The 25,600-nt window shown below is 65.0% G+C and carries 9 protein-coding genes (1 of these 9 only partly in view); 5 read left to right on the plus strand and 4 right to left on the minus strand.

The annotated features are described in order from the left end of the window. From AKL02_RS06375 to AKL02_RS06395, 5 genes are all read left to right on the plus strand, one after another. Nucleotides 1-14,186: the 3' end of a matrixin family metalloprotease gene (locus AKL02_RS06375; protein WP_133051911.1), read on the plus strand. It extends 25,114 nt beyond the left edge of the window; only the last 14,186 of its 39,300 coding nucleotides appear in the window; the start codon falls outside the window, past its left edge; it ends in the stop codon at nucleotides 14,184-14,186. Between the two features lie 287 nt (nucleotides 14,187-14,473). Then, nucleotides 14,474-16,189, plus strand: a complete 1,716-nt coding sequence (locus AKL02_RS06380; protein WP_133051912.1) for an efflux RND transporter periplasmic adaptor subunit — start codon at nucleotides 14,474-14,476, stop codon at nucleotides 16,187-16,189. Nucleotide 16,190: 1 nt separating this feature from the next. Continuing rightward, on the plus strand, nucleotides 16,191-18,341 hold the full coding sequence (locus tag AKL02_RS06385; protein WP_083074833.1) for a hypothetical protein: 2,151 nt from the start codon (nucleotides 16,191-16,193) through the stop codon (nucleotides 18,339-18,341). After that, nucleotides 18,334-20,328, plus strand: a complete 1,995-nt coding sequence (locus AKL02_RS06390) for a preprotein translocase subunit SecA (protein WP_083074835.1) — start codon at nucleotides 18,334-18,336, stop codon at nucleotides 20,326-20,328. The genes AKL02_RS06385 and AKL02_RS06390 overlap by 8 nt, the downstream gene beginning before the upstream one ends. 12 nt (nucleotides 20,329-20,340) lie before the next feature. Further along, nucleotides 20,341-21,147, plus strand: a complete 807-nt coding sequence (locus AKL02_RS06395; RefSeq protein ID WP_078603883.1) for an efflux RND transporter periplasmic adaptor subunit — start codon at nucleotides 20,341-20,343, stop codon at nucleotides 21,145-21,147. 54 nt (nucleotides 21,148-21,201) lie between these two features. Here AKL02_RS06395 and AKL02_RS06400 read toward each other — a convergent pair whose 3' ends face one another. From AKL02_RS06400 to AKL02_RS06415, 4 genes are all read right to left on the minus strand, one after another. Continuing rightward, nucleotides 21,202-21,492 (minus strand): hypothetical protein, encoded by a 291-nt coding sequence (locus AKL02_RS06400; RefSeq protein ID WP_083074838.1) that lies wholly within the window; start codon nucleotides 21,490-21,492, stop codon nucleotides 21,202-21,204. Nucleotides 21,493-21,745: 253 nt separating this feature from the next. After that, nucleotides 21,746-22,657, minus strand: a complete 912-nt coding sequence (locus AKL02_RS06405; protein ID WP_108722301.1) for a glycoside hydrolase family 26 protein — start codon at nucleotides 22,655-22,657, stop codon at nucleotides 21,746-21,748. A gap of 32 nt (nucleotides 22,658-22,689) precedes the next feature. Further along, complete coding sequence (locus tag AKL02_RS06410; RefSeq protein WP_083074841.1) at nucleotides 22,690-24,504, minus strand: glycosyltransferase family 2 protein; 1,815 nt, start codon at nucleotides 24,502-24,504, stop codon at nucleotides 22,690-22,692. Next, a complete protein-coding gene (locus AKL02_RS06415) occupies nucleotides 24,501-25,553 on the minus strand; it encodes a UDP-glucuronic acid decarboxylase family protein (RefSeq protein WP_083074843.1) in 1,053 nt (350 codons plus the stop codon). The genes AKL02_RS06410 and AKL02_RS06415 overlap by 4 nt, the downstream gene beginning before the upstream one ends. Nucleotides 25,554-25,600: the final 47 nt, after the last annotated feature.

Here is a 25,600-nt window from a genome sequence, read left to right on the forward strand (position 1 = left end):
ACCTGACGATCGATGCGGGCGCGAACGATCCGGTCACCTACGAGGTCGACGGCACCATCGTGAACCATGGCGACACGCTGGTCGTGTCGGATGCGGGCGACACGCTGCCCGATCAGGGCGGCTATCTCAGCGGCACCGAGATCGTCGGCCTCGGCATGACGCTGGGCGTGGTCTATGCGGGCTTCGAGGAGCTGGAACTGTCGCTCAGCAACGGCAATAACGGCTTCCACGTCTCCGACACCCATGCGGGCATCACCACGCTGAACACCGGCGACGAGACCGCGACGGGCGATGCCACCTCGGATGCGATCACCATCGAGAAGATCTCGGGCCGCACCTTCCTCAACCTCGGTGCGGGCAACGATCTGGTGCAGGTCAACTACTACGCAGACGGCACCCAGACCTTCCTCAACGGCATCGACGGGTTCGAGCTGGATATCGACGGTCAGGCGGGCAGCGACCTCTATGACATCGGTCTGGCGAGCGCGGGCAACTCCACGATCCGCATCCTCGACACCGGCACCGCCTTCGACGGCATCGACCGCGCCGAAATCCGCGGCACGGACGGGCGCGACCTGTTCCTGTTCCGCGCCAATCAGGACCTCGATGTGGGCGTGGTCGCGGCGCTGCCGATCGCCGAGGACGGCACGATCCTCAACACCGTGGTCGAGCGTGTGGAATACAACTCCGCCATCGACGCCGATCTGCGGGTCTTCGGGCGTGCGGGCAATGACCTCTTCGTCTTCGACGACACGCTCGCGGGCGTTCAGGCCTTCGGCGATGCGGGCGACGACACGTTCCAGATCGGCCAGCTCTTCGCCTCCTTCCGCGACGAGCAGAACCCCTATAACGGCCTGAGCGGCATCGACTATTACGAGACCACGCAGGTCACCGTCGGCTTCCTGTCGAACGGCGTCAGCTTCGACACCACGATCCGTGGCGGCGACGGCGAGGACAGCTTCACCGTCTATTCCAACAAGGCCGAGCTGTTCCTCTATGGCGAGGCCGATGACGACACGTTCCAGGTCCGCTCCTTCGTTCGCGTCGACCCGAACGATCCGGCCGCGCCGTTTACCAACATCAATGGCGGGCAGGGCGCCGACTTCATCCAATACGCGGTGAACGCGCCGGTGCGCATCGACGGCGGCGACGGCTTCGACACGATGACCGTTATCGGCACCGAGATGGGCGACGACTACGTGATCACCAAGAACGGCGTCTATGGCGGCGGGCTGTTCATCTCCTACACCGGCATGGAGAAGCTGGTGGTCGACGCGCTGCAGGGCAACGACACCTTCTTCATCGAGAGCACTTCCGAGGGCGTGCTGCTGGAGATCGTGGGCGGTCTGGGCTCGGATAGCGTGAACCTCGGCGGCTCCGATCTCGACGGTGTCACCGAGGGCGGCGCGATCACCGTCGTGTCGAACGGTCTCAACGGTCACAGCGGCCTGATCCAGACCACGGTCGACAGCACCGATCCGCGCTATCAGGCGATCTGGGCGCAGGATCCGGTCTCGCAGATCAAGGACAATGACGCGCCCGATCTGGTCTTCTTCAACGCCGATGGCGAGGCGGGCTCCAGCGTGCTGCGCGTCTTCGAGGCCGCAACCGCCGATCCGACCATGTCGGTCACCCGCTACGCGATCGCGCTCTCGCGCGCACCGGACGAAGACGTCTACATCACGATCTCGCCGACGCTGGGCACCGAGGGCGATGTGGCCGCGGGCGCCGAGGGTGTGCTGGTCAACGGCTCGGCCTCGGGCACGGTGCTGCACTTCACGGCGGCCAACTGGGATACGCCGCAATACGTGACCGTCACCGCGATCAACGATCTGGTGGCAGAGGGTCGCGGTATCGTCCAGCTGCGCCATACCGTAACCCAGGGCGACAGCCGCGCCGATGATACCGGCTTCGACAATCTCGCCGTGCCGAACATGCTGGTCGATGTGATCGACGACGAAGTGGCTGAGCTGCTGATCTTCCCGGTCGACAATTCCTCGGCCATCGATCTCGCGGGCGATACCATCGTGGCCGAGGCGGCTGCACTTGCCGCAAATGACCGCTTCGCCGTGATGCTGAGCCGCGCGCCGACTGGTCCGGTGCAGGTGAACTTCGCCGTCGATGGCAATGTGACGCTGTCCTCGAATGTCGTGAACTTCGACGGCTCCAACTGGAATACCGCGAAATTCGTGACGATCACCGCGGTGAACGACAGCGCCGACGAGGGTGTGCATTACGCCCGCATCCAGCCCACGATCTTCGAAGACACCCGCGACGCCTTCCTCGGTGCGACCTATGCGGATGTGGCCGGCGGGGTCGCGGCGAATATCAACCGCGACATCAGCCAGCCGCGCAGCGCCGAGGTGCTCTATACCGCGGCCGATCTGACGATTCTGCGCCCGAATATGGCCGTGGCCGAGATCTACACGCTCACGCTGGGCGGCATCGACTATGTGGTCGGCGTCGGGATCGGCGAAGTGGTGGCGGATCTCTCGACCGTGACCGAGGGCACGATCGTCGTCGATGCGCGCCTCGATCAGACCGCCACCGCCGCGGATATCGCTGATGCCTTCGCGACGCTGGTGAACGCGGACGCCGAGCAGGCTGCAACGATGACGGGCACGGGTGCCACGCGCAGCATCGCGGCTGCTGCGGGCGTCTCCTTCAAGCTCCTGATCGAGACGAGCGATCCCGCCTCCGGCTATCTCTTCACGCCCACCGGCGACATCTATGTCTCGATCTCGGGCGACGCGTTCGAGTTCTCGAGCGATGAACTGAGCGTCGATGCGGCCACCAGCAAGCGCGCCTATGACATCGTGGCCTTCCGCCTAGGCGCGTCGCTGGCCGACGGCACGCTCGCCGCCGATGGCACGCTGGTCGATGGCGCGACCTGGATCATCAAGCTCGACGGTCTGCAGGTTCAGGCGACCGCCGAATTCGGCGACACCATGAGCGACATCGTCAACAAGCTGGTCGCGCAGTTCGCGGGCGCCGATTACTCGGCCTCGGCGGGCTATCTGCAAGCGACGCTGCTGCCCTCGGTCGAAGGCGCGATCTACTCCAATGCCGGGGCGAAGACCTGGACCATTCTCGTCGATGGTCAGCTCATCAGCTACACCTCGCAATCGGGCGACGAGCTGGGCGGGATCGCGGGCATCTCCGACGAGCTCGCAGCGCAGATCAACGCGGCCAATCTCGGGATCACGGCGGTGGTCGATGCCAATGGCGCGATTACGCTGACCTCGGCCACGGCCTTCTCGCTGCTGCCGCTCGATAGCGAAGACGCCTCGATCGCAATCGCGAGCGATGCGAGCCTGACGCCGCCGAGCTACGATCTGGGCGAGATCTTCATCTTCCGCACCCCGGGCGCGGGCGGCATCGAAGCCTTCTCGATCGAAGTGCTGCGCAAGACGAGCCCCGACGCGGCGGACACCCGGACCGGCGGCGCCTATGTCAGCGCGGATGCGGTGAAGTCGCAGACCCATTGGCAGCTTGCCCGCATCGCCTTCGCGGCGCCGATGATCCCGATCGTCATCCCCGAGGGCACGAGCCTCGCCTATGAGATCGGCACCAACATCACCAATGCCGAACTCGCGCAGCAGTTCACGCCCTACAGCTATGTCGTGGGCAGCAACGGCGACAATCTCGCGCCCGCGCCGCTCGACGTCACCGTGCTCGATGACGACGCGCCGACGGTGGAGATCATCCAGACCGGTGGTTCGACCGATCTGGCCGAGCGTGCGCCGGGCGATGTGCAGGTCGTGGACAGCTTCTCGGTCGTGCTGACCGGTGCGCTGAGCGGCGACAACACGGTCCGCGTCGATGTGACCCCGCTGCCGACCCGTACTTACAATTCGCAAGAGGCGTTCAACGCGGATGCGAACTTCGGCGAGAACGAACTCGTGCAGGTTCAGGTCGCTGCCCCGCTTGCAGCCCTGTCGCTGGCAGGGGAGGCGGTCGAAGGTGAGACCTGGCAGGTCACCCTGTTCAACGATGTGGACCTCCGCGCAGGCGCCCAGACGGTCGGCTACACGGTTCAGGCGGGCGACGATCTTGATGCGGTTGCTGCGGGCCTGATCGCCGCGATCAATGGCGTCACGGGCTACAACGCCACGCTCACCGCCGATGGCGCGATCGAAATCTCGGTCGATGCCGCGGCGACGTTCACCCGCTTCTTCGTCGAGGTCGGCATCGCGGGCGACAGCCAGGGCAGCATCGACACCCGCACCGTGCAGGACTTCAACTTCGCCAACGTCCTCGAATTCGAGATGATGGGCGTGCCCACGGTGGGCGAGGTCTGGACGGTCAACTTTGACGGCCAGAGCTTCTCGCATACCGTGAGCGCCGGGCAGTCGCTGTCGAACATCGCTGCCGCGCTGGGTGCGAAGATCAACCTCGCGAATGATGCGAGTACCGCGAATGGCGATCCGCGCGCCTATGAGGTGATCGTCGATGGTCGCGCGATCTCGATCCGCGAACTGGCCGATCCGGCGGCGGATTACGCAGCCTCGGCCTCGGTCAGCGGCCAGAAGGCGGGCGAGATCGCGGCGCGTCAGTTCGTCGAGTTCGATAACACCAACTGGATGACCCCGCAGCAGGTCACCGTGATCGCGATCGACGACACCATCGTGGATGGCGGCGACGCGCAGGTCTTCGGCGCCTTCAACGACCGCGTGAATTCGATCCGCGGCCCGGTCTCGATCATCGGCGGCGAGAGCGATACCGACGTGTCGCTGCGCGTGCCGGTGCTGCTGCCGGGCGAGACGAACATTCCGCTCGCTGATGGCGTGACCGGGACGGTGACCGGTGGCGGCACCGTGATCACCATCGATCCCGAAGAGCTGACCCATGTGAACGGCGATTACGGCGAGCGTCCGGGCTTCGATCCGCGCATCAACGACACCGCCACGATCTACGACATCGCGACCATCGATCCCGATGGCACGCTGAGCGGCCGTGTCGATGTCGCGAGCGTCTCGGAAGACATCCTCTCGCTCGTCAACGATGCGGGCATGACACTCACGCTGATGGTCGGCACGCAGGATGCGGTCGAGGCGAGCTATGTCTGGTTCTTCGGCACCCCCGATCAAAGCGATCTGGCGCTGATCGACTGGCTGACGGCCTCGGTCGATCTGGCGGGCGACGTGACCGCGTTCGAGACCGTGACCGTGACGCTCGACAGCACCGACTTCAGCTACACGCCGGATACCGAGCACGCCTACCGCTCGATCGTGCTGCGCGAACTGGCCGCGCTGATCGACGCCTCCGCCGAATATGAAGCGGTGGCGACGGTGAACCTGCTGGGCGAGACCCGCCTGCATGTGAAACGCGCCGATGCAGCCGCCTTCGATATCGCGGTGACCACCTATGCGGGCCTGACCTCGACCATCGGCGGCGCGCCGGTGCAGAGCCTCTATAACGACGCGAATATCCACTGGACCGCGGCCGCGTTCCATCTGATCCAGCCGCCGGTGAGCGGCGCGAACTGGGCGCTGACGATCAACGGTGCGGCCACCCCGGCTTCGGTCGCCTCCGATGGCAGCTTCGGCTCGGTTACCCAAGGGTTGGCGGCGCGGATCTCCTCGGTCTATGCGCCGGTCGTCTCGGGCAGCCAGATGGTGCTGGAGAGCACGCCGCCCGCCGACTTCGACACCGATCCGGGCGCGCTCATCACCTATGCCCCGGTCAATCCGAACCTGCGCGTGGACGAGGCCGAGCAGATCGACACGCTCACCGTCTTCAACAACGAGAGCCCGGCCATCGACAGCGGCGTGCTGACCGAGAACCACCTCTCCGGTCTGGGCATGGGCGGCGACACCTATATCGGCGGCGAGCTAATCGCGGGCGGCGTCAACTATACCGGCCTCGAAGTGGTCGACATCCGTCTGGGCCGCAACGTGGATACCTTCACCGTCGAAAGCACCCATCGCGGCAAGACCATCATCGACAGCGCGGAAGGCAATGACGTGATCTACGTGAAGACCACTGCCGGTCACACGATCATCCGCACCGGCAATGGCGACGATCAGGTCTATGTCGGCTCGGATCAGGGCGTGGTCGACCAGATCACCGGCCTGCTGATCGTCGATATGGGCGCGGGCGAGAATGACCGTCTGTTCCTCGATGACAGCGCCGATCTGAACGACAATGTCCTCGTCCTGGACGGCGCGCGCGTGGCCGGGCTCGATATGCCCTCGGTGGCGGAGCGTATCCAGATCGAGACCCGCGGCACCGGCGGCAGCTTCACGCTGGCTCTGCCGGATGGCACGCCGGTCACGGTGGCCTTCGATGCGAATGCCGCAGCGATGAAGGCCGCGATCGATACGGTCTTTGCCGATTACGGCACCGATGCCGAGGTGAGCGTCGAGGCGACCGATAGCGGCTATATCTACACCGTCATCTTCGGCGGCCCGACCGGTGGCGTCGATCTGCCCGACTTGATCGTCGATGCGAGCGGCATCACCAGCGACGCGAACACCACCGCCAATATCGAGGTGACCGAAGTCATCAAGGGCACCACCGATCCGGGCCTGAACCAGATGCAGGCGATCACCATCGCGGCCGAGGGCGGCACCTTCACGCTGGCCTTCATGGTGCCGGATGTGCTGGGCAACATGGATCTGCGTATCTCCGACCCGATCGCCTATGACGCGACGGCCGAAGAGATCGCCGCGATCCTCGAGCCGATCCTGAACCCGAATAACAGCCGTCCGTTCCTGCCCTACACCAAGAACTTCGCGGTCGACCGCTTCGGCGACACGATCTACCTGACCTTCCAGGGCGCGCTGGCTCAGACCACGGTGGAAGCTGTCGATACGCGCGGCCTGACCGGCGATGTGCTGGAGGCGCGCATCGATATCGCCGAGCCGAGCGCGGGCGACACCTTCACGATCGATCTGACCGATCTGGCGACGCCGCTCTTCGACGATGCCTTCCCGGGCGACTTCGCGCTGTCCTCCTTCGTCTATACCGCGCTGGCCGGCGACACGGCGGCGGATGTGGCGGCGGCGCTGGCAGCCCAGATCATGGATGCGCAGGGCCCGAATATCATCGCCCATGTCGAGGGCACGGTGCTCGTGATCACCTCGCGGTCGGGCGAACGGATCTCGGTCGTGGTCAATGGCGGCGACCCGGCGCTCGACTATCTGCTCGGCCCGCTGGGCATCCAGACCGATCTGGCCAAGCTCGAGATCCGGATGGACGGTGTCGATTACTATGGTGTCGAATATCTCGAGATCGGCATGGGCGCGGGCAATGACGTGATCAACGTGCGCGGCACCACGGCCCATACCACGCTGACCCTCGGCGCGGGCGACGAGCGGATCTATGTCTCCTCCGAGGCGGGCTTCGGGCTCGACACCGATACGACCTTCCTGACCGGCCACCTGCTGAACATCGAAGGCATGCTCAACATCGAAGCGGGCACCGGCCGCCACAAGCTGATGATCTCGGATGAGGCGACGGTGCAGGGCGACGGCACCACCGATCTGCGCGCCGAGATCACCGATGACCGCGATGCCGCGCTGGCCGCTGCTGCCGCCTGGGGCGACGATACCGAGCTGTCGAGCGTCAGCGAGATCTTCGTCGTCGGCATCGCGCCCGCGCCGATCACCTATGGCGCGGATGCGGCGGGCAACTTCCTGGGTGGTATCACCTACTGGACCGGCTTCGGCTCGGATGCGATCGCGATCGACGGCACCCATGCGCGCGATATCGAAGGCGGCCGCGAGCTGACGGTTCTGAATACCGGTCTCGGCAATGACGACGTGACCGTCGATCTGCAGGCGGGCGAGGACGGGGCCTTCGCGCTCAACACCCAAGGCCCGCATGATGCGAATTACGCGCCCGACTGGGGCTATGCCCGCGACTATCTGGAATTCGCCGATGACGATATCGTCGATGCCGCCCTCAGCACGCTGCCGCTGATCATCTTCGGCGGGCAGGGCGATGACCGCATCACCTCGGGGCTCGCGAATGACATCGTCTTCGGTGATCGCGGCCGGATCGACTACCTCACCGCGGATGGCACGGGCTATGCGCTCAAGCTCGGCTCGGGTGGCCCGGATCACGTCAATGACGGCACCGATGTCGCGCCGACACTGATCTACACGATCGACCCGACCATCGGCGGTGCGGACACGATCACCACGCTCGGCGGCGACGATATCGTGCTGGGCGGCGTCAATGGCGACACGATCACCACCGACGGCGCGACCGACAGCGGCATGGATGTCGTGATCGGCGACAGCGGCTTCATCGACTATGTCTCGGCTGACGGCGACCGTACCGATATCGACGAGATCGCCACCACCGCCGAGACTTATGGCGGCTCCGACCGGATCGTGACGGGTCTGGGCGACGATATCGTGCTCGCCGGTGAAGATGGCGAGACGATCATTGACGCACTGATCGACGGCACCCGCTCGCGCGACCGCGAAACCATCGCCGCGACGATCCTCGCCGAAGGGCAACAGATCGCGGGTGACTATGTCGATGCGGGCCAGGGCGACAATATCGTGCTGGGCGACAACGGCCGGATCGTGGCTGCCACGGATGACGCGCCGCGCTTCGGCACGCAGCCGCTCACGCTGGGCCGGATCGAGACGACCACGCCCGAGATCGGCGGCGATGACGTGATCCTTGCGGGCATTGGCTTCGACATCGTGCTGGGCGGCACGGCGGGTGACGTGATCCGCGTGGCCGAGGGCGAGGTCTATGACGTGGCCGTGGGCGATACGACCCTGCGCGATGCGGGCAATATCGTCCTTGGCGACAATGGCTATATCGACTGGGTCAAGGCGGATGGCGATGCCTCCGACATCGACGAGATCGCCTCGACCGCCGAGGCGATCGGCGGGGCCGACTGGATCGTGACCGGCGGCGGCGACGATATCATCATCGCGGGTGTCGACGGCGGGGCTCTGAGCGTCGATTGGGGCGATGGCGAGACCGTCATTTCGGGCGACTACGTGAACGCGAGCCAGGGCGACAATATCGTGCTGGGCGATAACGGTCGGATCGTGGCCGCGACGGAAGATGCGCCGCGCTTCGGCACCCAAGCGATCACGCTGGGCCGGATCGAGACCACCGCGCCCGAGGTTGGCGGCGATGACGTGATCCTTGCGGGCATCGGCTACGATATCGTGCTCGGCGGGGCTGGCGGCGACGCGATCAACGTGAAGATCGACGAGGTCTATGCCGCGACCGACTCGGTGACCACGCTGCATGATGCGGGCAATATCGTGATCGGCGATACCGGCTTCATCGACTGGGTCGGCCTCGACAATGACGCAACCGATATCGACGAGATCGCGACGACCGAGGATCGCTATACTGACACCGGTGCGATGATCGGCGGCAACGATCTGATCGCCACCGGCGCGGGCCGCGACTTCATCATCGGCGGCACGGCGGATGACACGATCTTCGCAGGCGCGGGCAACGATCTGGTCTTCGGCGATCACGGCCGGATCGTCGCGCAGCCGGGTGGTGGCGTGGATGCCGACCTGCTGCCGCTGAACCTGACCGAGCTGACCACGCAGTTCGACTTCTACTCGATCCTGCGCAGCGAGCTGGACGGCGGCGGGCGCGACATGATCTTCGCCGAGGATGGCGCGGATATCGTGCTGGGCCAGCAGGGCGCGGACGTGATCTATGGCGGCAATGGCGACGACGACCTGATCGGCGGTCACAACCGTCCGGGCGGCGATGACGGCGCGGACCGTATCGACGGCAACGGTGCGGTGCTGTTCGAGGATCGCCCGGTGATCAGCGCCTGGTTCGATCTGGACGCGCAGGCGCTCGACCCGAATGCGACCGACAACGACGTGATCCTTGGCGACAATGGCATCGTTATCCGCACCGACGCGGCCGAGAGCCTGCGCTTCCGGATGCTCGCCGATGGCACGCTGACTATTTATGACGCTGCCGATGACGGCACCGGCTCGAACGCAGGGACCACGGCACAGACCAACCCGACCGGCGTGGAAGAGCGGCTGATCGCCCTCTTCGACCACACCGACACGAACGAGGCGACCCGGACCGACCTCTACGGTGCGGATTACCTCGCAGGCGGCGCGGATGACGATGTGATCTTCGGCCAGCTTGGCGACGATGCGATCCAGGGCGATGGTTCGGCCACGTTCCGTGGGCTTGCGCTCACCACCGCCTATGACGCGACCGATAACGGCTACGCCACGCGCCTTGCCGACGGCACGCTCAGCGTGAACCCGACCCGCAGCATCGACGCGGCGCGCGACGGCGACGACTATATCGAAGCCAATGGCGGCGACGACATCGTGTTCGGCGGGCTCGGTCAGGACGACATCATTGGCGGCTCCTCGGATCTCTACATCCATGATGCGCGGGCGACCGGTGAGGGCTTCAGCCTCGATCTGCTGGCCACGGCGAATGTCACCGAGGCCTTCCGTCCCGACGGCGCCGATATGCTCTTCGGCGGGCAGGGCGACCCGGTGACGCTGAGCCGCAACGATTACGGTCAGAGCGGCGCCAACGCCCATGCCCGCGACGCCGATGTGATCCTTGGCGACAATGGCCGCATCCTGCGTCTGGTCGGCGCGACCGGGTTCATCGGCTTCAACTACGACACGCTCGATCCGGCGCGGGCCTCGGGCACGGCGGTTGGCGGCGAGGATCATTCCGACGCTTGGCTGGTGGTGCGCGCGGTCGAGCTGCTCGACTACCATACCGGCGGCCCGGATGTCTCGGGCGCGGATGCGCTGGCCGACAATGGCGGCGCGGATGAGATCCACGGCGAGGGCGGCGACGACGCGATCTACGGCATGCGCGGCAATGACGTGCTCTATGGCGAAGGTCAGGACGACGATCTGATCGGCGGCTGGGGCCACGACTGGATCTCGGGCGGCACCGGTCAGGATGGCGTGCTGGGCGACGATGGCCGCATCTGGACCTCGCGCAACGATCGTGGCTATGGCGAGCCGCTCTACGGTGTCGCGCCGGTTAGCCCGCAGACGATCTCGACCCCGGGCAAGATCCAGCAGGCCGATATCAACGTCCAAGGCGCGCTGAAGAAGGCCGTGAACCTGACGCCCTTCTTCCTGACCGCCGATGGCCAGACCGACGATCCGCTGCAGGACCCGGCCTATGCCGATGACATCATCTATGGCGGTCTGGGCGACGACTTCCTGCATGGCGGTGCGGGCGACGATCTGGTCTCGGGCGCCGAGGCGCTGGCCGAGGCCTGGTATCTCGCCTATCCGAACGACGCGCTGGCGCCGGGTGTGGCGGGCGTGCTCGTGCGCTCGGATTACACGGTGCCGTTCTGGTCCGCCGATCCCACGGCCACGCAGGGCAATGCGCTGGGCTACAACGCCTTCTATGCGGGCGAGTTCGCGGCCTATGACGAATACAACCCGCGCGATGTGATCGTGATCGACGCCGCTGGCCATTACGTCTCGCTCTCCGAGGCGACCGACGGTCTGGTGTTCTTCGCGAGCTTCGATCCGGCCGATCCGGGCGCGCCGGAGGTCGGCACGCTCGAGCAGGATGGCAGCCCGGTCTATAGCGACGGCAACGACGTGATCTTCGGCGATCTGGGCAATGACTGGCTCGTCGGCGGCACCGGGCGCGACCATGTCTATGGCGGCTGGGGCGACGACCTGATTGATGTCGATGACGACCATAGCCGCGACGCGGATGGCTCGGTCCTTGGCGCGAACGATACGCCCGACACGTCGTCGAGCTATGAGGACATCGTCTATGGCGGTGCCGGTCGCGACATCATGATCGGCAATACCGGTGGCGACCGCCTGATCGACTGGGTGGGCGAGTTCAACAGCTATATCGTGCCCTTCGCACCCTTCGGTGCCTTCACGATCTCCCGCGCGCTGGCCCCGCAAATCCAGGAGTATCTCTACGATCTCTCGGCCTCCGACGGCGCCGATCCGACCCGCGCGGCCGATACCGGCGATTACAACGCCGACCGTAACGGCGAGCCGTGGGGCGAGCTGGGGCTGGTGATGCAGAAGGACGATGCGTGGCAGGATCAGACCGGCGCGCCGAACGATCCGCAGCCGGGCAATATTCCGGGCGGTCGCCGTGACGTGCTGCGCTCGGCCGATTTCAACGGCAACGGTGGCGGCAAGGACGCGCAGGGCTTCGCCGCCGATAGCGGGGTCTGGACGGTCGAGGGCGGCGCCTTCGCGGTGAGCCCGGAGAGCCTTGGCGGCGATGCGGTCTCGGTCTTCTATATCGGTGATGCGCTGCCCAGCTACTTCGAGATGAAGGCGACCATCGTCGGCGGCAAGCCCACGGCGGGCCTGAAGTCGAACGCTTATCTGATCTTCGATTACCAGTCGCCGACCGACTTCAAATTCGCCGGTGTGAACATCTCGACCGACAAGTTCGAGATGGGCATCCGCACCGCCGATGGCTGGATCGTGCTGGAGCAGACCCCGGTCCAGGCCAAGCCCGACACGCCCTATAACCTGCTGCTCGCGATCAACGGGCTGACGGCGACGCTGGTGATCGACGGGCAGGAATATTTCACTCATGTCTTCGATGCGCGGGTCGATCAATACGGCGTCACCCACGGGCTGAACTCCGGCTATGTCGGGATCGGCGCGCAGAACTCGGTGACCAAGCTCGACAATATCGCGGTGCAGGTGCTGCCCCCGGAATTTACCCTCGATGAGACCGAGGACTTCTCGGACGGGATCGCGGATCGCTTCGCCACCGATACCGCCTGGCAGATCAATGCAGGCGCGCTGGATGCCCAGCCCACCGGTGTGCCCGCCATCGCGCTGTCCGATCTGGTGATCGCGGAGACTTCCGTCACGCGGATCGCGGCGCAGATTGAAACGAATGGGCGCGCGGGCTTCGTCTTCGACAGCTACACCGACGGGCGCTACAAATACGCCGTGATCGATGCCGCCAATGACCGCGTCTCGATCGGCTATTACACGCAGCGCGACGGGTTCGTGGAAACCGCGAGCTACGACATCGCCATCGACGGTAGCCAGTCCAACAAGCTCGAGATCACGCTCGCCCGCAGCACGGTCAGCCTCGCGCTCAACGGCCATGAAGTGCTGGGCCATGCCTTCTACGCCCCGGTTGCGGATGGTGCGGTCGGTCTGATGGCCTTCGATGCGGCGAGCTTCGACGATGTGCGCCTCGCGACGAACGACCCGGCCTATTTCACGCCCGACACCGGTTCGCTGATCTACGACTACAATTCCGCAGGTCCCATCGCGATTGCCGATCAGGGCGTGACGACGCAGAGCCTCTTTGTCGGCTCGGATGTGGTGATCGCCGATCTCGACGTGACGCTGAGCCTGACCCATGAGCGGCTGAGCGACCTGACCGTGACGCTGATCGCGCCCGATGGCACGCGGATCGAGCTGTTCGCCGCGCTTGATGGCACGGCGATCGACACGCGCTTCGACGATGCGGCGGGCGAGAGCATCACCGGCGCCACGGCACCTTACGGCGTGACCTATCGCCCGGTTGGCGATCTGGCGGCGCTTGAGGGCAAGATGTCGGGCGGTGTCTGGACGCTGGAGATCGTGGACGGAGCGAAGCGCAAGACCGGCACGCTGGAAAGCTGGTCGCTGACGATCGAGGCGGCGCAAGCGCTTCATGCGGTCTCGGTCGCGGAGGTGCCAGAAGGTGCGATGCTCGATGAAGACCTTCTGGCCGCGGCGCGTGCGCAGGCGCTCCAAGAGATCGCGCAGGAACTGGGCCTGACCGCCGAAGAGATTGCCAAGCTGGAAGCGGTGCAGATTTCCATCGCCTCGCTCGATGGTACGCTTCTGGGCTATACCGCCGAGGGCGCGATCACGCTCGACGCGGATGGGGCAGGGCATGGCTGGTCGCTCGATGGCAGCGATGGGCTGAACCTCGTCGACGCGCTCAAACATGAATTCGGCCATATCCTCGGGTTGGCTGACGATAGCGATGCGGCCACCTGGATGGACCCGACCCTCGCGGCTCAGGACGCCACGCCCGCGGCCAACCCTGTGCCGGACACCCCGAATGATACCGCTTCCGACACTGCGACTGACGCCGGTCCGCAGGATGCCGCCACCAGCGACACCACATCCGCGCCCAGTGCGGCCCCGATCACCGAGCCTGAACCGGCAACAACGACCCCGACCCGAGGCAATTCAGGCAATACGGGTAAACAATCGCGCAATGCGAAAGGCTGACGCAGGGGCCAATGCGTTCAACTGCCACGTTTTTTCTTGATTGAATCCGGAACTGCTCGTTTACTTTGCGTAAGGGAGCAAGTTTGGCCGTTCAATCGGCACTTTCAGGGACATAAGCGGACACGGGAAGGGCGCTGGGGAGCACCCTCGAGGGAGCAATTTTGCAGCAACATGCAGGGACAACGTCTGGCGAGGCGACGGGCTCGGTATTTCTGGATTCCGAAACCCTCGGCAGACTGAAAGCAGGGACAGACCGCGCGCAGGTATCGCAGGCTTGGTTGGCCGCGATGGCCCGACAGGTGACAGGTCTGGAACAAGGGTTGGTGGTGCTGGCCGGGATCGGGCGCAGCCGGTTCGAACCCGCTGCGGTCTGGCCAGAGAATGCGAAACCGAAACGCGAACTGATGGCAGCCATCGACGGCGCGATCCATGCCGAGCGCATGGTGATCGAGACGCTGAGCGAAGGCGGCGCGGCCATCGCGGTGCCGATCCGCATGGAGGGCCATCTGCGCGGTGCGGCGGCGATCCAGATCGGCACGCATCCCGACGCGCGCACCGACCTTGCGATCGATCAGCTGCAATGGGGCTCGGGCTGGCTCGAGGCGTTCTTGCGCCGCAAGCAGGGCGGCTCGGGCGACAGCCTCGCCTCGGTGATCGAACTGCTCGCGACCAGCCTGCACCACGACCGCTTCACCGAAGCGGCGACCGCGGTGGCCTCGGAACTTGCGGGCGTTCTGAATTGCGAACTGGTCGCGATCGGCCTGACCCGCGGGCGCCACGCGCGGGTGCGGGCGCTGTCGAATTCCGCGAGCTTCGGCAAGCGGTCCAACCTCGTGCGTGCCATCGAGGCGGCGATGGACGAGGCGATCGACCAGCAGGCGGTGTTGAGCTATCCGCCGCCCGAGGACGGCTCGGAACGGGTGCTGCGCGCCCATGCGGCCTTGTCGGAAACCGAGGGCGGGGCGACGCTCTGCACGGTGCCGCTGACCGAGGACAAGAAGCTGGTCGGCGCGCTGGTGCTGGAACGCCCGGCGGGCGAGCCGTTCGGGCGAGATACGATCCAGATGGCGGAATATGCGGGCGTGCTGCTCGGTCCCGTTCTGGCGATCAAGCGGCGCGAGGATCGCTGGCTGCCCGCGAAGACATGGGATGCGAGCGTCAACACGTTCAAGGCGCTGTTCGGCCCCAATCATGCGGCGCTGAAACTGGCCGCGATTGCGCTGGTGGCTCTGCTGGCCTTCGCGTGGTTCGCCAAGGGCATGTATCGCGTGACCGCCGATGCGACCGTCGAAGGCCGCATCCAGCGCGCGATCTCGGCGCCGATCGAGGGCTATCTGGCCGAGGCCGATGCGCGCGCGGGCGATATCGTGAAGGCGGGCGAGGTGATGGCCAAGCTCGACGACCGCGACCTGCGGCTCGAACGGCTGAAATGGGAAAGCCAGAAGTCCAAGCAGACCCGCGAATATTCGCAAGCCATGGCCAAGCGCGAGCGCGCCAAGGCGCTGATCCTGCAAAGCCAGATCGAACAGGCGGATGCGCAGATCGAACTGCTCGATCAGGAGATCGGGCGGATGGTGATCAAGGCGCCCTTCGACGGGGTCGTGGTCTCGGGCGATCTGACGCAGGCGCTGGGTGCGCCGATCGAGCGCGGTGACGTGCTGTTCCAGGTCGCCCCCCTCGATGATTACCGCGTGATGCTGCGTGTGGACGAGCGCGACGTGAAGGATGTGAAAGCGGGCGAGAGCGGCGCGCTCATTCTGGCCTCGCTGCCCGACACCCCGATCGAAGTGCAGGTCGACCGGATCACGCCGATCTCCAATGCCGAAGCGGGGGCGAACAAGTTCCTCGTCGAGGCTTCCGTGACCGACGGGCCGATCGATGCGCTGCGTCCGGGCATGGAAGGGGTCGCCAAGATCGAGGTCGAGGAACACCGCCTTGTCTGGATCTGGACCCGGCGGATCGTTCTCTGGGTGCGCATGACGCTCTGGTCCTGGTGGCCGTGACATGGCCACCTCGCTCTTCTCTCCGTCTTGGTATCGGGTGAAGGATCTCAAACCGCGCCTGCGCAGGCATGTCGCGATCCACCGGCACGATTATCGCGGGCGCGTCTGGTTCGTCATTCAGGATATTGCGACGGGGCGCTTCCATCGCATCTCGCCGGCTGCGTGGCGGCTCGTCGGGCTGATGAACGGCAAGCGCACGATGGACGAGCTGTGGAACACCACCAACGAGCAGCTTGGCGAGAAGGCCCCCACGCAGGATGAGGCGATCCGGCTGATGGGGCAGTTGCACGCAGCCGACGCGCTGATCTGCGACGTGCCGCCCGACGGGCGCGAGCTGTTCCGCCGCTACCAGCGCCACCAGTCGATGCAGATCAAGCAGAAGATCTGGTCGCCGCTCGCCATCCGCATCCCGATCTGGGACCCGGACGCTTTCCTGACCCGCAACATGCCCTTCGTGCGGCCCTTCTTCACCCGCACCTTCGCGGTGATCTGGGTGCTCGTCGTGCTCGCGGGCTTCATCTTCGCCGCGATCAATTTCGGCGCGATCACCGACAATATCGCGGACCGGGTGCTGACGCCGAAGAACCTCTTCGTGCTCTGGCTGGTCTATCCGGTGGTGAAGGCGTTTCACGAATTGGGCCACGGATATGCCGTGAAGAAGAACGGCGGCGAGGTCCATGAAATCGGGATCATGCTGCTGGTTCTGGTGCCGGTGCCTTATGTCGACGCCTCGGCAGCCTCAGCCCTGCGCGACAAGTATCAGCGGATGCTGGTCGGCGGCATCGGGATCATGGTGGAGCTGTTCCTCGCGTCGATCGCACTCTTCGTCTGGCTCAATGCCGAGGCGGGCGCGGCCCATGCGGTCGCCTATAACGTGATGCTGATAGGCGGCGTCTCGACGCTTTTGTTCAACGGCAACCCGCTCTTGCGCTTCGACGGTTATTACGTCTTCGCCGATTGGCTGGAGATCCCCAATCTCGGCCAGCGCGCCAATCGCTACTACGCCTATCTCGCGCAGAAATATCTCTTTGGGATGAAGGAGGCGGAGCCCGTCACCTCGCTGCCCGCCGAGAAGCGCTGGTTCCTGTTCTACGGGATCGCCGCCTTCATCTATCGCCTCTTCATCATGTTCGCGATCATCACCTATATCGCCGGCCGCTTCTTCTTCATCGGCGTGCTGCTGGCGGCCTGGGCGATCACGACACAGATCCTCGTGCCCATAGGCAAATCCATGTCCTTTCTGTCTTCCAGCCCGAAACTCCGCTCCAACAGGCCGCGTGCGGTCCTTGTGACAAGCGCGATCCTTGCCGCGCTCTTCGTGATCCTGTTCGTCCTGCCCGCGCCGTATCGATCCGTCGTCAGCGGCGTGACATGGCCCTCCGAGCAGGCGCAGGTGCGCGTCGGCACCAGCGGTTTCGTGACCGAGGTGCCGGTTGCGACCTATGACGCGGTGCAGCCGGGCGAGGTGATGATCAAGCTCGACGATCCGCTGCTCAGCGCGCGGCTCGATGTGCTGGACTCGCAACTGGCGGGGCTGGAGCTGCAACGTCAGGCGGCGGTGCGCACCGACCGGGTCGAGGCCGAGATGATCGCGGCGGAGATTTCCGCGACCCGCGAGGACCGCAACCGGCTCGCCCAACAGCTCGACGAGCTGTCGATCCGCGCGCCGCGCGCGGGTCTGGCCGTTGTGCCCAATGGCGAGGATCTGCAGGGAAGGTTCGCCAAACGCGGACAGGTGATCTCCTACGTTCTGACCGAGGAAGACACGGCGGCGCTGCGCGTCGTGGTCGGTCAGGACGATGTCGATCTGGTGCGCAACGCGACGGGCCGCGTCGATGTGATGCCGGTCGAATATGGCGGGCAGAGCTATCCCGCGACCATCGTGCGCGAAGTGCCCGGCGGCATCCGCGACCTGCCGACGCCCGCGCTGGGGCTGCAGGGCGGCGGCACGGTTCCGGTCGATCCGGGCGACACCAAGGGCCTGCGCACGCTGCAACGGGTCTTCGAGTTCGAACTGGAAATGGCCCCCGATGCGGCGCTGCCGCTCTTGGGGCGGCGCGTCGAGGTGCGCTTCTCGCATGGCACCTTGCCGATCGGATTTCAGGCCTATCGCGCGCTGCGCCAGCTGTTCCTGAGGATCTACGATGTCTGAGATGCTCGTCCAACGCCCCGGTCTGCTGACCGCCTTCTACCCCGAGCGCGAGGATGAACGCCTCGGCACGCTCGACCGGGTGATGGCGAGCGCGGTGGGGCGGGTGTCGCAATTCTTCTCGATCAAATCGGCGGCAGGCGCGGGCTTTTTGCGCCGTGTCGCGAAGGAGGAGAAGGCGCTGGCGAAGCTGGAGGCGCATGCCTTCAACGATGCTCGTGTCGAGGTGGCGCAGAAGCTGCGGGTGAAGGGGCTGCGCGCCGATCTGGTGGCCCGTGCCTTCGCGCTGGTGCGCATCCAGTCCGAACGCTCGCTGCAGATGCGCCCCTTCGATGTGCAGCTTCTAGGCGGGCGCGCAATGCTGCGCGGGCGGATCGCCGAGATGGACACCGGCGAGGGCAAGACGCTGACCGCGACGCTGCCTGCCGCGATCATGGCGCTCTCGGGCGTGCCGGTGCATATCGTGACGGTGAACGATTTCCTTGCCGCGCGCGACGCGGAATGGATGGGGCCGCTCTATCGGGCGTTGGGTCTCAGTGTCGGCGTGATCATCGAAGGGCTGAACCCCGAGGAACGGCAGGCGGCCTATGCCTGCGACATCTGCTATTGCACGAACAAGCAGTTGGCCTTCGATTACCTCAAGGACCGGCTGGTGCTGGAAGGCGAGACCCGCGCGCTGCATATGGCGCTTGAGGGGCTGTCGAAGACCGATCCGAAACGCCAGCGGCTGCTGATGCGCGGACTGTGCTACGCAATCGTGGACGAGGCGGATAGCGTGCTGGTCGACGAGGCGCGCACGCCGCTGATCATCACCCGGGCGGGCGATCATTCGGGGCTGGAGCAGACCTATCAGCGCGCCGTCGAGATCGGGCGCAAGCTGACCCGGCCGCGCGATTTCACCGTGCGCGAGAAGGAATGGAAGGTCGAACTGACCGATCTGGGCAAGGCGCGGCTGCGCCAGCTCAGCGCGCATTTCGGCGGCGTCTGGGCCACCGAGATTCATCGCGAGGAACTGGCGCGGCAGGCGCTCTCGGCGCTGCACCTTTACCATCGCGACAAGCATTACATCGTCGATGAGGCGGGCGTGCAGATCGTCGACGAATACACAGGCCGCGTGATGTCCGACCGCTCGTGGGAGCGCGGGCTGCATCAGATGATCGAGGTGAAGGAAGGTTGCGAGATCACCGGGCGGCAAGAGACGCTGATCCGCATCTCCTATCAGCGCTTCTTCCGCCGCTACCTGACGCTGGCGGGCATGACCGGGACGGCGGCCGAGGTCTCGGGCGAGCTGCGCGCGGTCTACCGTTTGCGCACGAAGCGCATCCCGACGAACCGCCGCTCGCGCCGCAAGAACCTCGGCGAGCGCCATTACGCGACTGCCCATCAGAAATGGCGCGCCGTTCTGGCCGAGGCCAAGCGCGTCCATATGACGGGCCGCCCGATCCTGATCGGCACGCAATCCATCGCCGCCTCGGAAGAGATCAGCGCGCTCCTGACAGAAGAGGGGCTGACGCATCGCGTTCTCAACGCCCGCGAGACCGAGCACGAGGCCCATATCATCGCCGAAGCGGGCGGGCATGGGCGGATCACGGTCGCGACCAACATGGCCGGGCGCGGCACCGATATCCGCATCGATCAGCAGATGCGCGACCTAGGGGGGCTGCATGTCATCGCGACCGGTCGCCACGACGCGCGCCGCATCGACCGCCAGCTGTTCGGGCGCTGCGGACGGCAGGGCGATCCGGGGAGCTTCGTTACCTTCGTGTCGCTCGACGACGACCTGCTGCGGGTCTTCTACGGAACCCGGCTTTCCGGTCTGATCCGCATGTTTTCAAGCGGGAAGGGGCGCGTGCCGTGGTTGATCGGCGCGCCCGTGACCCGGCTTGCGCAACGCGCGACCGAAGCGCGCCATTCCGGCGTGCGCAAGGCGCTTCTGCGCGCCGACGACAATCTCGAAGACCTGCTCGCCTTCAGCGGCAGGGGCAACTGAAAGGGACCACCCATGCGGCTTACTTCCATCACCCTCCTTCTCGCCCTCGGTCCCGGCGCGGCGCTCGCGCAGGATCAGGAGCGCTTCGATTGCCTGATCGATCCGGGGCAGGTGCTCGAGATCGGCTCGGCCGTGGATGGGGTGATCGATCAGGTCTTCGTCTCGCGCGGGGATACGGTGAAGAAGGGCGACCCGATCGCGAAGCTGGAATCCAAGGCCGAAGAGGCGCAGCTGACCTATGCCAAGGAGCGTGCACAGGACGAGGGGCCGATCGACATCGCGCGTTCCAAAGTGGCGCTGCTGCAAAAGGCCGCCGACCGCGCGACCGAGATGGGTAAGCGCAACGTGATGGCCGATGCGCAGGTGCAGGAGGCCCAGACCAATGCCGAAGTGGCCCAGTTGGAGCTGCGCTCGGCCCAAATGGACCAACATTTGGCGAAGCTCGATCTGCAAAGGGTGGAGGCGCAGCTGGCGCGGCGTGAGATCCGCTCGCCGATCGACGGGCTGGTGATCACGCGGATGATGGGGCCGGGCGAATATGTCTACTCGCAAGCGCCGATCGCGCAGCTCGCGCAGATCGACCCGCTGCATGTCGAGGTCTTCCTGCCGACGTCGATGTATGACCGCGTCAAGAAGGATCAGGTGTTGAAGGTCTATCCCGCAGCACCCGTGGGCGGCGAATACGACGCGACGGTGAGCGTCGTCGACAAGGTCTTCGATGCGGCGTCGGACACGTTCGGGGTGCGCCTCGCATTGCCCAATCCCGAAGGCAAGCTGCCCGCCGGGATCGACTGCACCGTGGGTTTCCCCGCCGAATGAGCGTGACGTGGCCCGGTCAGGACGGGGCCATCACTTAAGGCGTAGGGGCGGCGTTCAGCGCTGGAAGCAGCTTGCTTTCTTGCCGAAACCGGCGGGCGAGCAAATCCATTTGCCCTTGCCGATGAACCGGGTCTGCACGACGCGCGGCGTGGTGCGGTCTTTGCTGGTGCGACCGGCGAGCCAGTCAAATTTTGCGCCGCCCTGACCGGCGGTGCTTTTGGCGGAAACACGGATTGGTTTGAGGTCCAGCATGCCGGCTTGTTGCGCATGGGCGCTGCTCAGCGGGGCTGCAAAGATCAGGCCGGCCACGACAAGGCGGGCCGCTTTCACGGATAAAAACGTCATCGGAACTGTAATCCTGTCTGCTCACGTTGCGGTCTGACCCCTCCCGTCTGCGCGGAAGAGGGCCGATTGCGTCCTCGTGCCAGCAGGATTGGTCGATCTCAGCCTACGGGTCAAGTTGGTAGGTGACGTGGCGGGAAGCAGGCGGATTTGTGGCGAAATGCAAAGAGGCTGCGCGAGAGAAATTCCCGCGCAGCTTCAATGTCTTGTCTAGCAGTGGTGTTGTAGGCGAAAAATCGCCACTACCTATGGTGGCTCAGGTCAGAACTTGGTTCTTGATTCGCCAATCCGGCGCGCCGAAGCCTTCGGGCCACGGGTAAACCTCGCGCTGGTTGAAGTAACTGACACCGACGAGGCTCGGATAGTCCGGCAATTCCTGACGCACCCGGTCGCGCCACATCGAGACATAGGACTGGTTGCCGACATAGCCGAGCTCGGCCACCGCAACCGGTTTGCCATAGGTGGCAGCCCGCGCGTAGCGGGGCGCGAAGATGTCGTCGAAGGTCTGATCGCGGCCGAACTTGGCCTGGTCCCAAGCCTGCAGCCCGAAGACGGTGAGGCCCACGATGTCGGCGTAATCGTCACCCGGGTAATAGTCGCCCATGTTCTCGTCGCCCAGCGGCGACCACATCAGGTTGATCTTCGGCGCCCGGTCGCGGGCGACATCGGTCATCCGGCGATAGGCCGCGATGTAGTCGTCGGGGTTCCAGTCCGACCAGATGAACTGGCCGGATTTATCGTCCATCTCATGGGCGAAGCGCAGCGTGACCGGGCTTTGCAGCGTCGCCAGCACATCGGCCACCGCGATCATGTTGGCGTCGTATTCGCCCCGCTCGATGCCGCGGCGCAGATATTGCGCGGTGTTGCGCTCCGAGCGCGACCATGTCCACGGTTCCAGTGTCACCAGAAGCGCGCGGTTTCGTTCGAGCGCGTAGCTGTCGGCATCGTTCAGCGAGGGAAGGAAAACGTCCTCCCAGGGCAGGAACAGGTGCTCGATCACCACGCCTGAAAGATCCGCAAAGTCACCATCGGGATCATAGACCCCGAACGGCAAGGAGCCGGGCGGCACGCTGACATCCGCAGCGAACGCCGGCCGCGCCGATACTGTCAGTCCCAACGCCGCGGCTCCGGCCATCATCTCGCGACGGGTCATCAAATCATTAGCCATGTCAGTCTCCTCCTTTTCAGTGCGCAGCCCCGTCACTTCCAGCTCGGTTTGACGTGGAACTTCGCTTGTCCCGGAGCGCCCATGCCAGCCCCCGAGACGATGTATTCGACCTTTGCGAGCTGAACCGATTTCAGCCCGATCATGAGCGCGTAGACGCTTTCGCCGCCGCGGAGCCAAAGGGCTCCGAAACTGAGCGAGACGATGACGCTCAGCGTGCCCATCTGAACCGCCATGTCGCGCGGCCAGCCGCGCCAATCGATCTGAACGCGGCGCGCGCGCGCGCCGAAGATCACACTCAGCAAGACGAAATAGAACGCGGCGTTGAACATGGAGAGGAGGTAAAACCCGCGCGCCTCGATGACGTTGTCCACCAGAAGAACCGGCAGCAAGGCCCCCAGGGCCAGTCCACCGTAAACGGCGATGATCCGCTCGGGTAGCATCGTCGAGGCCGCTTCGCCTTTCGGCGTGATCCGGAAATCGACGAACTTGCCCGACAGCCGGTCATAGACGGCCATCACGCATCCCCAGAGCACCCAAGGCCATTGCATCATCACGAAGAGTGCTTTCTCCCACGCGATGATCTTGGCGTCGTGCGGACGGAAGAACTGATCGCGCCGCAGCATGAAGGCGAATATCAGCGTCACCGTGCCTGCGGGCAGCACATGTCCGATAAAGGCGGGATAGGTCACGTCGGCAAAGCGCATGTCGAAGCTGATGGCGATGATCGGGGCGACATACATCATCGACATCGAGAGCGCGAAGAAGACATACCAGCTTTGGCAGAGTACGAAGAGGAACTTCAGCCGCCACGGCATCTTGCCGACATAGTCCGGCATGTAGCGCAGAAGGAGGCTCAGCAGCGAGCGCGACCACTGGAACTCCTGCGTGATCAGGTCGGTCACCGTGGCCGGACCATCGCCGATCGCAATCGCGTCGATCGCGTGAACGCCGCGCCAGCCGGCCGCGTTCATCAGGAGCGTGGTCGAGTGATCTTCCGCGAGTTCGGGACCAAGACCGCCAGCTTCCTTCAGCGCGGAGGTGCGCACAGCGTAATGAGAGCCGATGCACATCGGCGCGAATACTGCAGTGTAGCCCGCTTGAAAAACTCCGTGGAAGGCCGCTTCGAAATAAAGCCGCGTGCGCGCGGCCCAGCTTTCCTTGGCATTGGACGCACAGATCGACGGCGCACTGACATAGCCCACCGCATCATCGGCGAAGGGGCGCAGCATCTCGCACAGATAGCCCGGTTGCGGGACGTGGTCGGCGTCGAGCTGGCTCACGATGTCATAGTCGCGATAGCCCCAGTGGTCGTAGAAATAGGCGAGGTTGCCTTCCTTGCAGCGCGTCCGGCGCGGCCATTCCTGCCGGTGGTAGTCCGCGATGCCGTGGCGGCTGGAGATCTTCACGCCGTGGATCTTGCACCATGCGCGTGTCTCGGGCGAGGGCGCCTCGTCGGCGAGCCACGTGTCATGCGGATAGTCCTGCGCGAGCATCGCCTCCAATGTCCGACGAACGACCGAAAAGGGTTCGGATGGAGTTTTCGTCGTGATCATCGCGACGCGCCACCGACCCGGCTCCGGAAGGGGCGAGGAGGGGCGGACCGCCTGCAGGAAGATCACGAAGAAGTAGATCTGCATTGCCAGAAGCCAGATCAGCACACCCGTGAGTATCAAATAGGGAACCGTCGCAAGGATATGCGACGGTGTCAGCCACCAGCTCCAGAAATAGACCGTCGCGAGCATCCATAGCGCAAACAGCACCCGATAGCGCAATGCCTGCCTCGGTGTGAGGATGGGCGCGAGGTGTCCGGCCTCGATCGCAGCGCGTATGTCGGGACGCTGGATCATTCGGCGGCCGTTGCGGTTATCGGGGCGGTTGCGGTTTCAACGCCCGCTATCTCTGCGCGGAAATAGGCGATGGTCGGCACGAGACCGCTGCGCAGCGCGATCTCCGGACGCCAGCCCAGCCGGGTCTCGGCGCGGGTGATGTCGGGACAGCGCTGCATCGGATCGTCGAGCGGCAGATCCGAGACGACGAGCGGCGCGCGGCTTTCGCACATGTCGCGCACGATATGGGCCAGCTCGGCGACGGTATATTCGCCCGGATTGCCCAGATTCACCGGATCGTGCCCAACCGTCTCGCTTTCCATCAGCGCGACCAGCCCGCTGATCAGATCATCGACATAGCACAGCGAGCGCGTCTGCGTGCCACCGCCGTAGAGTTGGAGCGGCGCGCCACGGATCGCCCGCGTGACGAAATTCGAGATCACGCGCCCATCCTCGGGGTCCATACGGGGCCCGTAGGTGTTGAAAATCCGCGCAATGCGCGTGTCGATGCCGCGAATGGCCTGAAGGTCGTGGAAAAGCGTCTCCGCCGCGCGCTTGCCCTCGTCGTAGCAGGCGCGGGGGCCGGTGGTATTCACCCGGCCACGATAGTCTTCGCGCTGGGGCGAGATGTCCGGGTCGCCATAGACCTCGGAGGTCGAGGCTTGCAGGATACGTGCGCCGGTCCGCTCGGCCAGGCTGAGAAGGTTCATCGACCCCGCGACGCAGGTCTGGAACGTGTGCAGCGGATCCAGCTGATATTTCGGCGGCGAGGCCGCGCAGGCGAGATTGTAGATCCGGTCGAGCTCGCCATACATCTGCAGCGGCGCGATGACGTCATGCCTGAGGAAGGTGAAATCGGGATGTTCCATGAGATGGGCGATGTTCTTTGTCCGCCCGGTCAGCAGGTTGTCGATGCAGATCACCGAGTGACCGGCCTCGATCAGCCGGTCGCACAGATGCGACCCCAGAAACCCGGCCCCTCCGGCAACCAGGCAACGTAGCTGCCCCCTATGCCGGCGCGGCGGCGCCCAAGAGATATCTTGCGTCTCGAAACGTGGCAGATGCGTCATGTTCTCCCCCCCACAGAAGAACGGCAACGACTGCCCAGTCCGGTTTG

Source organism: Thioclava electrotropha (assembly GCF_002085925.2).
GTDB classification, from domain to species: Bacteria; Pseudomonadota; Alphaproteobacteria; order Rhodobacterales; family Rhodobacteraceae; genus Thioclava; species Thioclava electrotropha.

Bases quoted from the DNA above. Each gene is read 5' to 3' on its own strand.
- AKL02_RS06380 (WP_133051912.1), top strand. From the start codon at position 14,474: ATGGCCCGACAGGTGACAGGTCTGGAACAAGGGTTGGTGGTGCTGGCC.
- AKL02_RS06385 (WP_083074833.1), top strand. From the start codon at position 16,191: ATGGCCACCTCGCTCTTCTCTCCGTCTTGGTATCGGGTGAAGGATCTC.
- AKL02_RS06390 (WP_083074835.1), top strand. From the start codon at position 18,334: ATGTCTGAGATGCTCGTCCAACGCCCCGGTCTGCTGACCGCCTTCTAC.
- AKL02_RS06395 (WP_078603883.1), top strand. From the start codon at position 20,341: ATGCGGCTTACTTCCATCACCCTCCTTCTCGCCCTCGGTCCCGGCGCG.
- AKL02_RS06400 (WP_083074838.1), bottom strand. From the start codon at position 21,492: ATGACGTTTTTATCCGTGAAAGCGGCCCGCCTTGTCGTGGCCGGCCTG.
- AKL02_RS06405 (WP_108722301.1), bottom strand. From the start codon at position 22,657: ATGGCTAATGATTTGATGACCCGTCGCGAGATGATGGCCGGAGCCGCG.
- AKL02_RS06410 (WP_083074841.1), bottom strand. From the start codon at position 24,504: ATGATCCAGCGTCCCGACATACGCGCTGCGATCGAGGCCGGACACCTC.
- AKL02_RS06415 (WP_083074843.1), bottom strand. From the start codon at position 25,553: ATGACGCATCTGCCACGTTTCGAGACGCAAGATATCTCTTGGGCGCCG.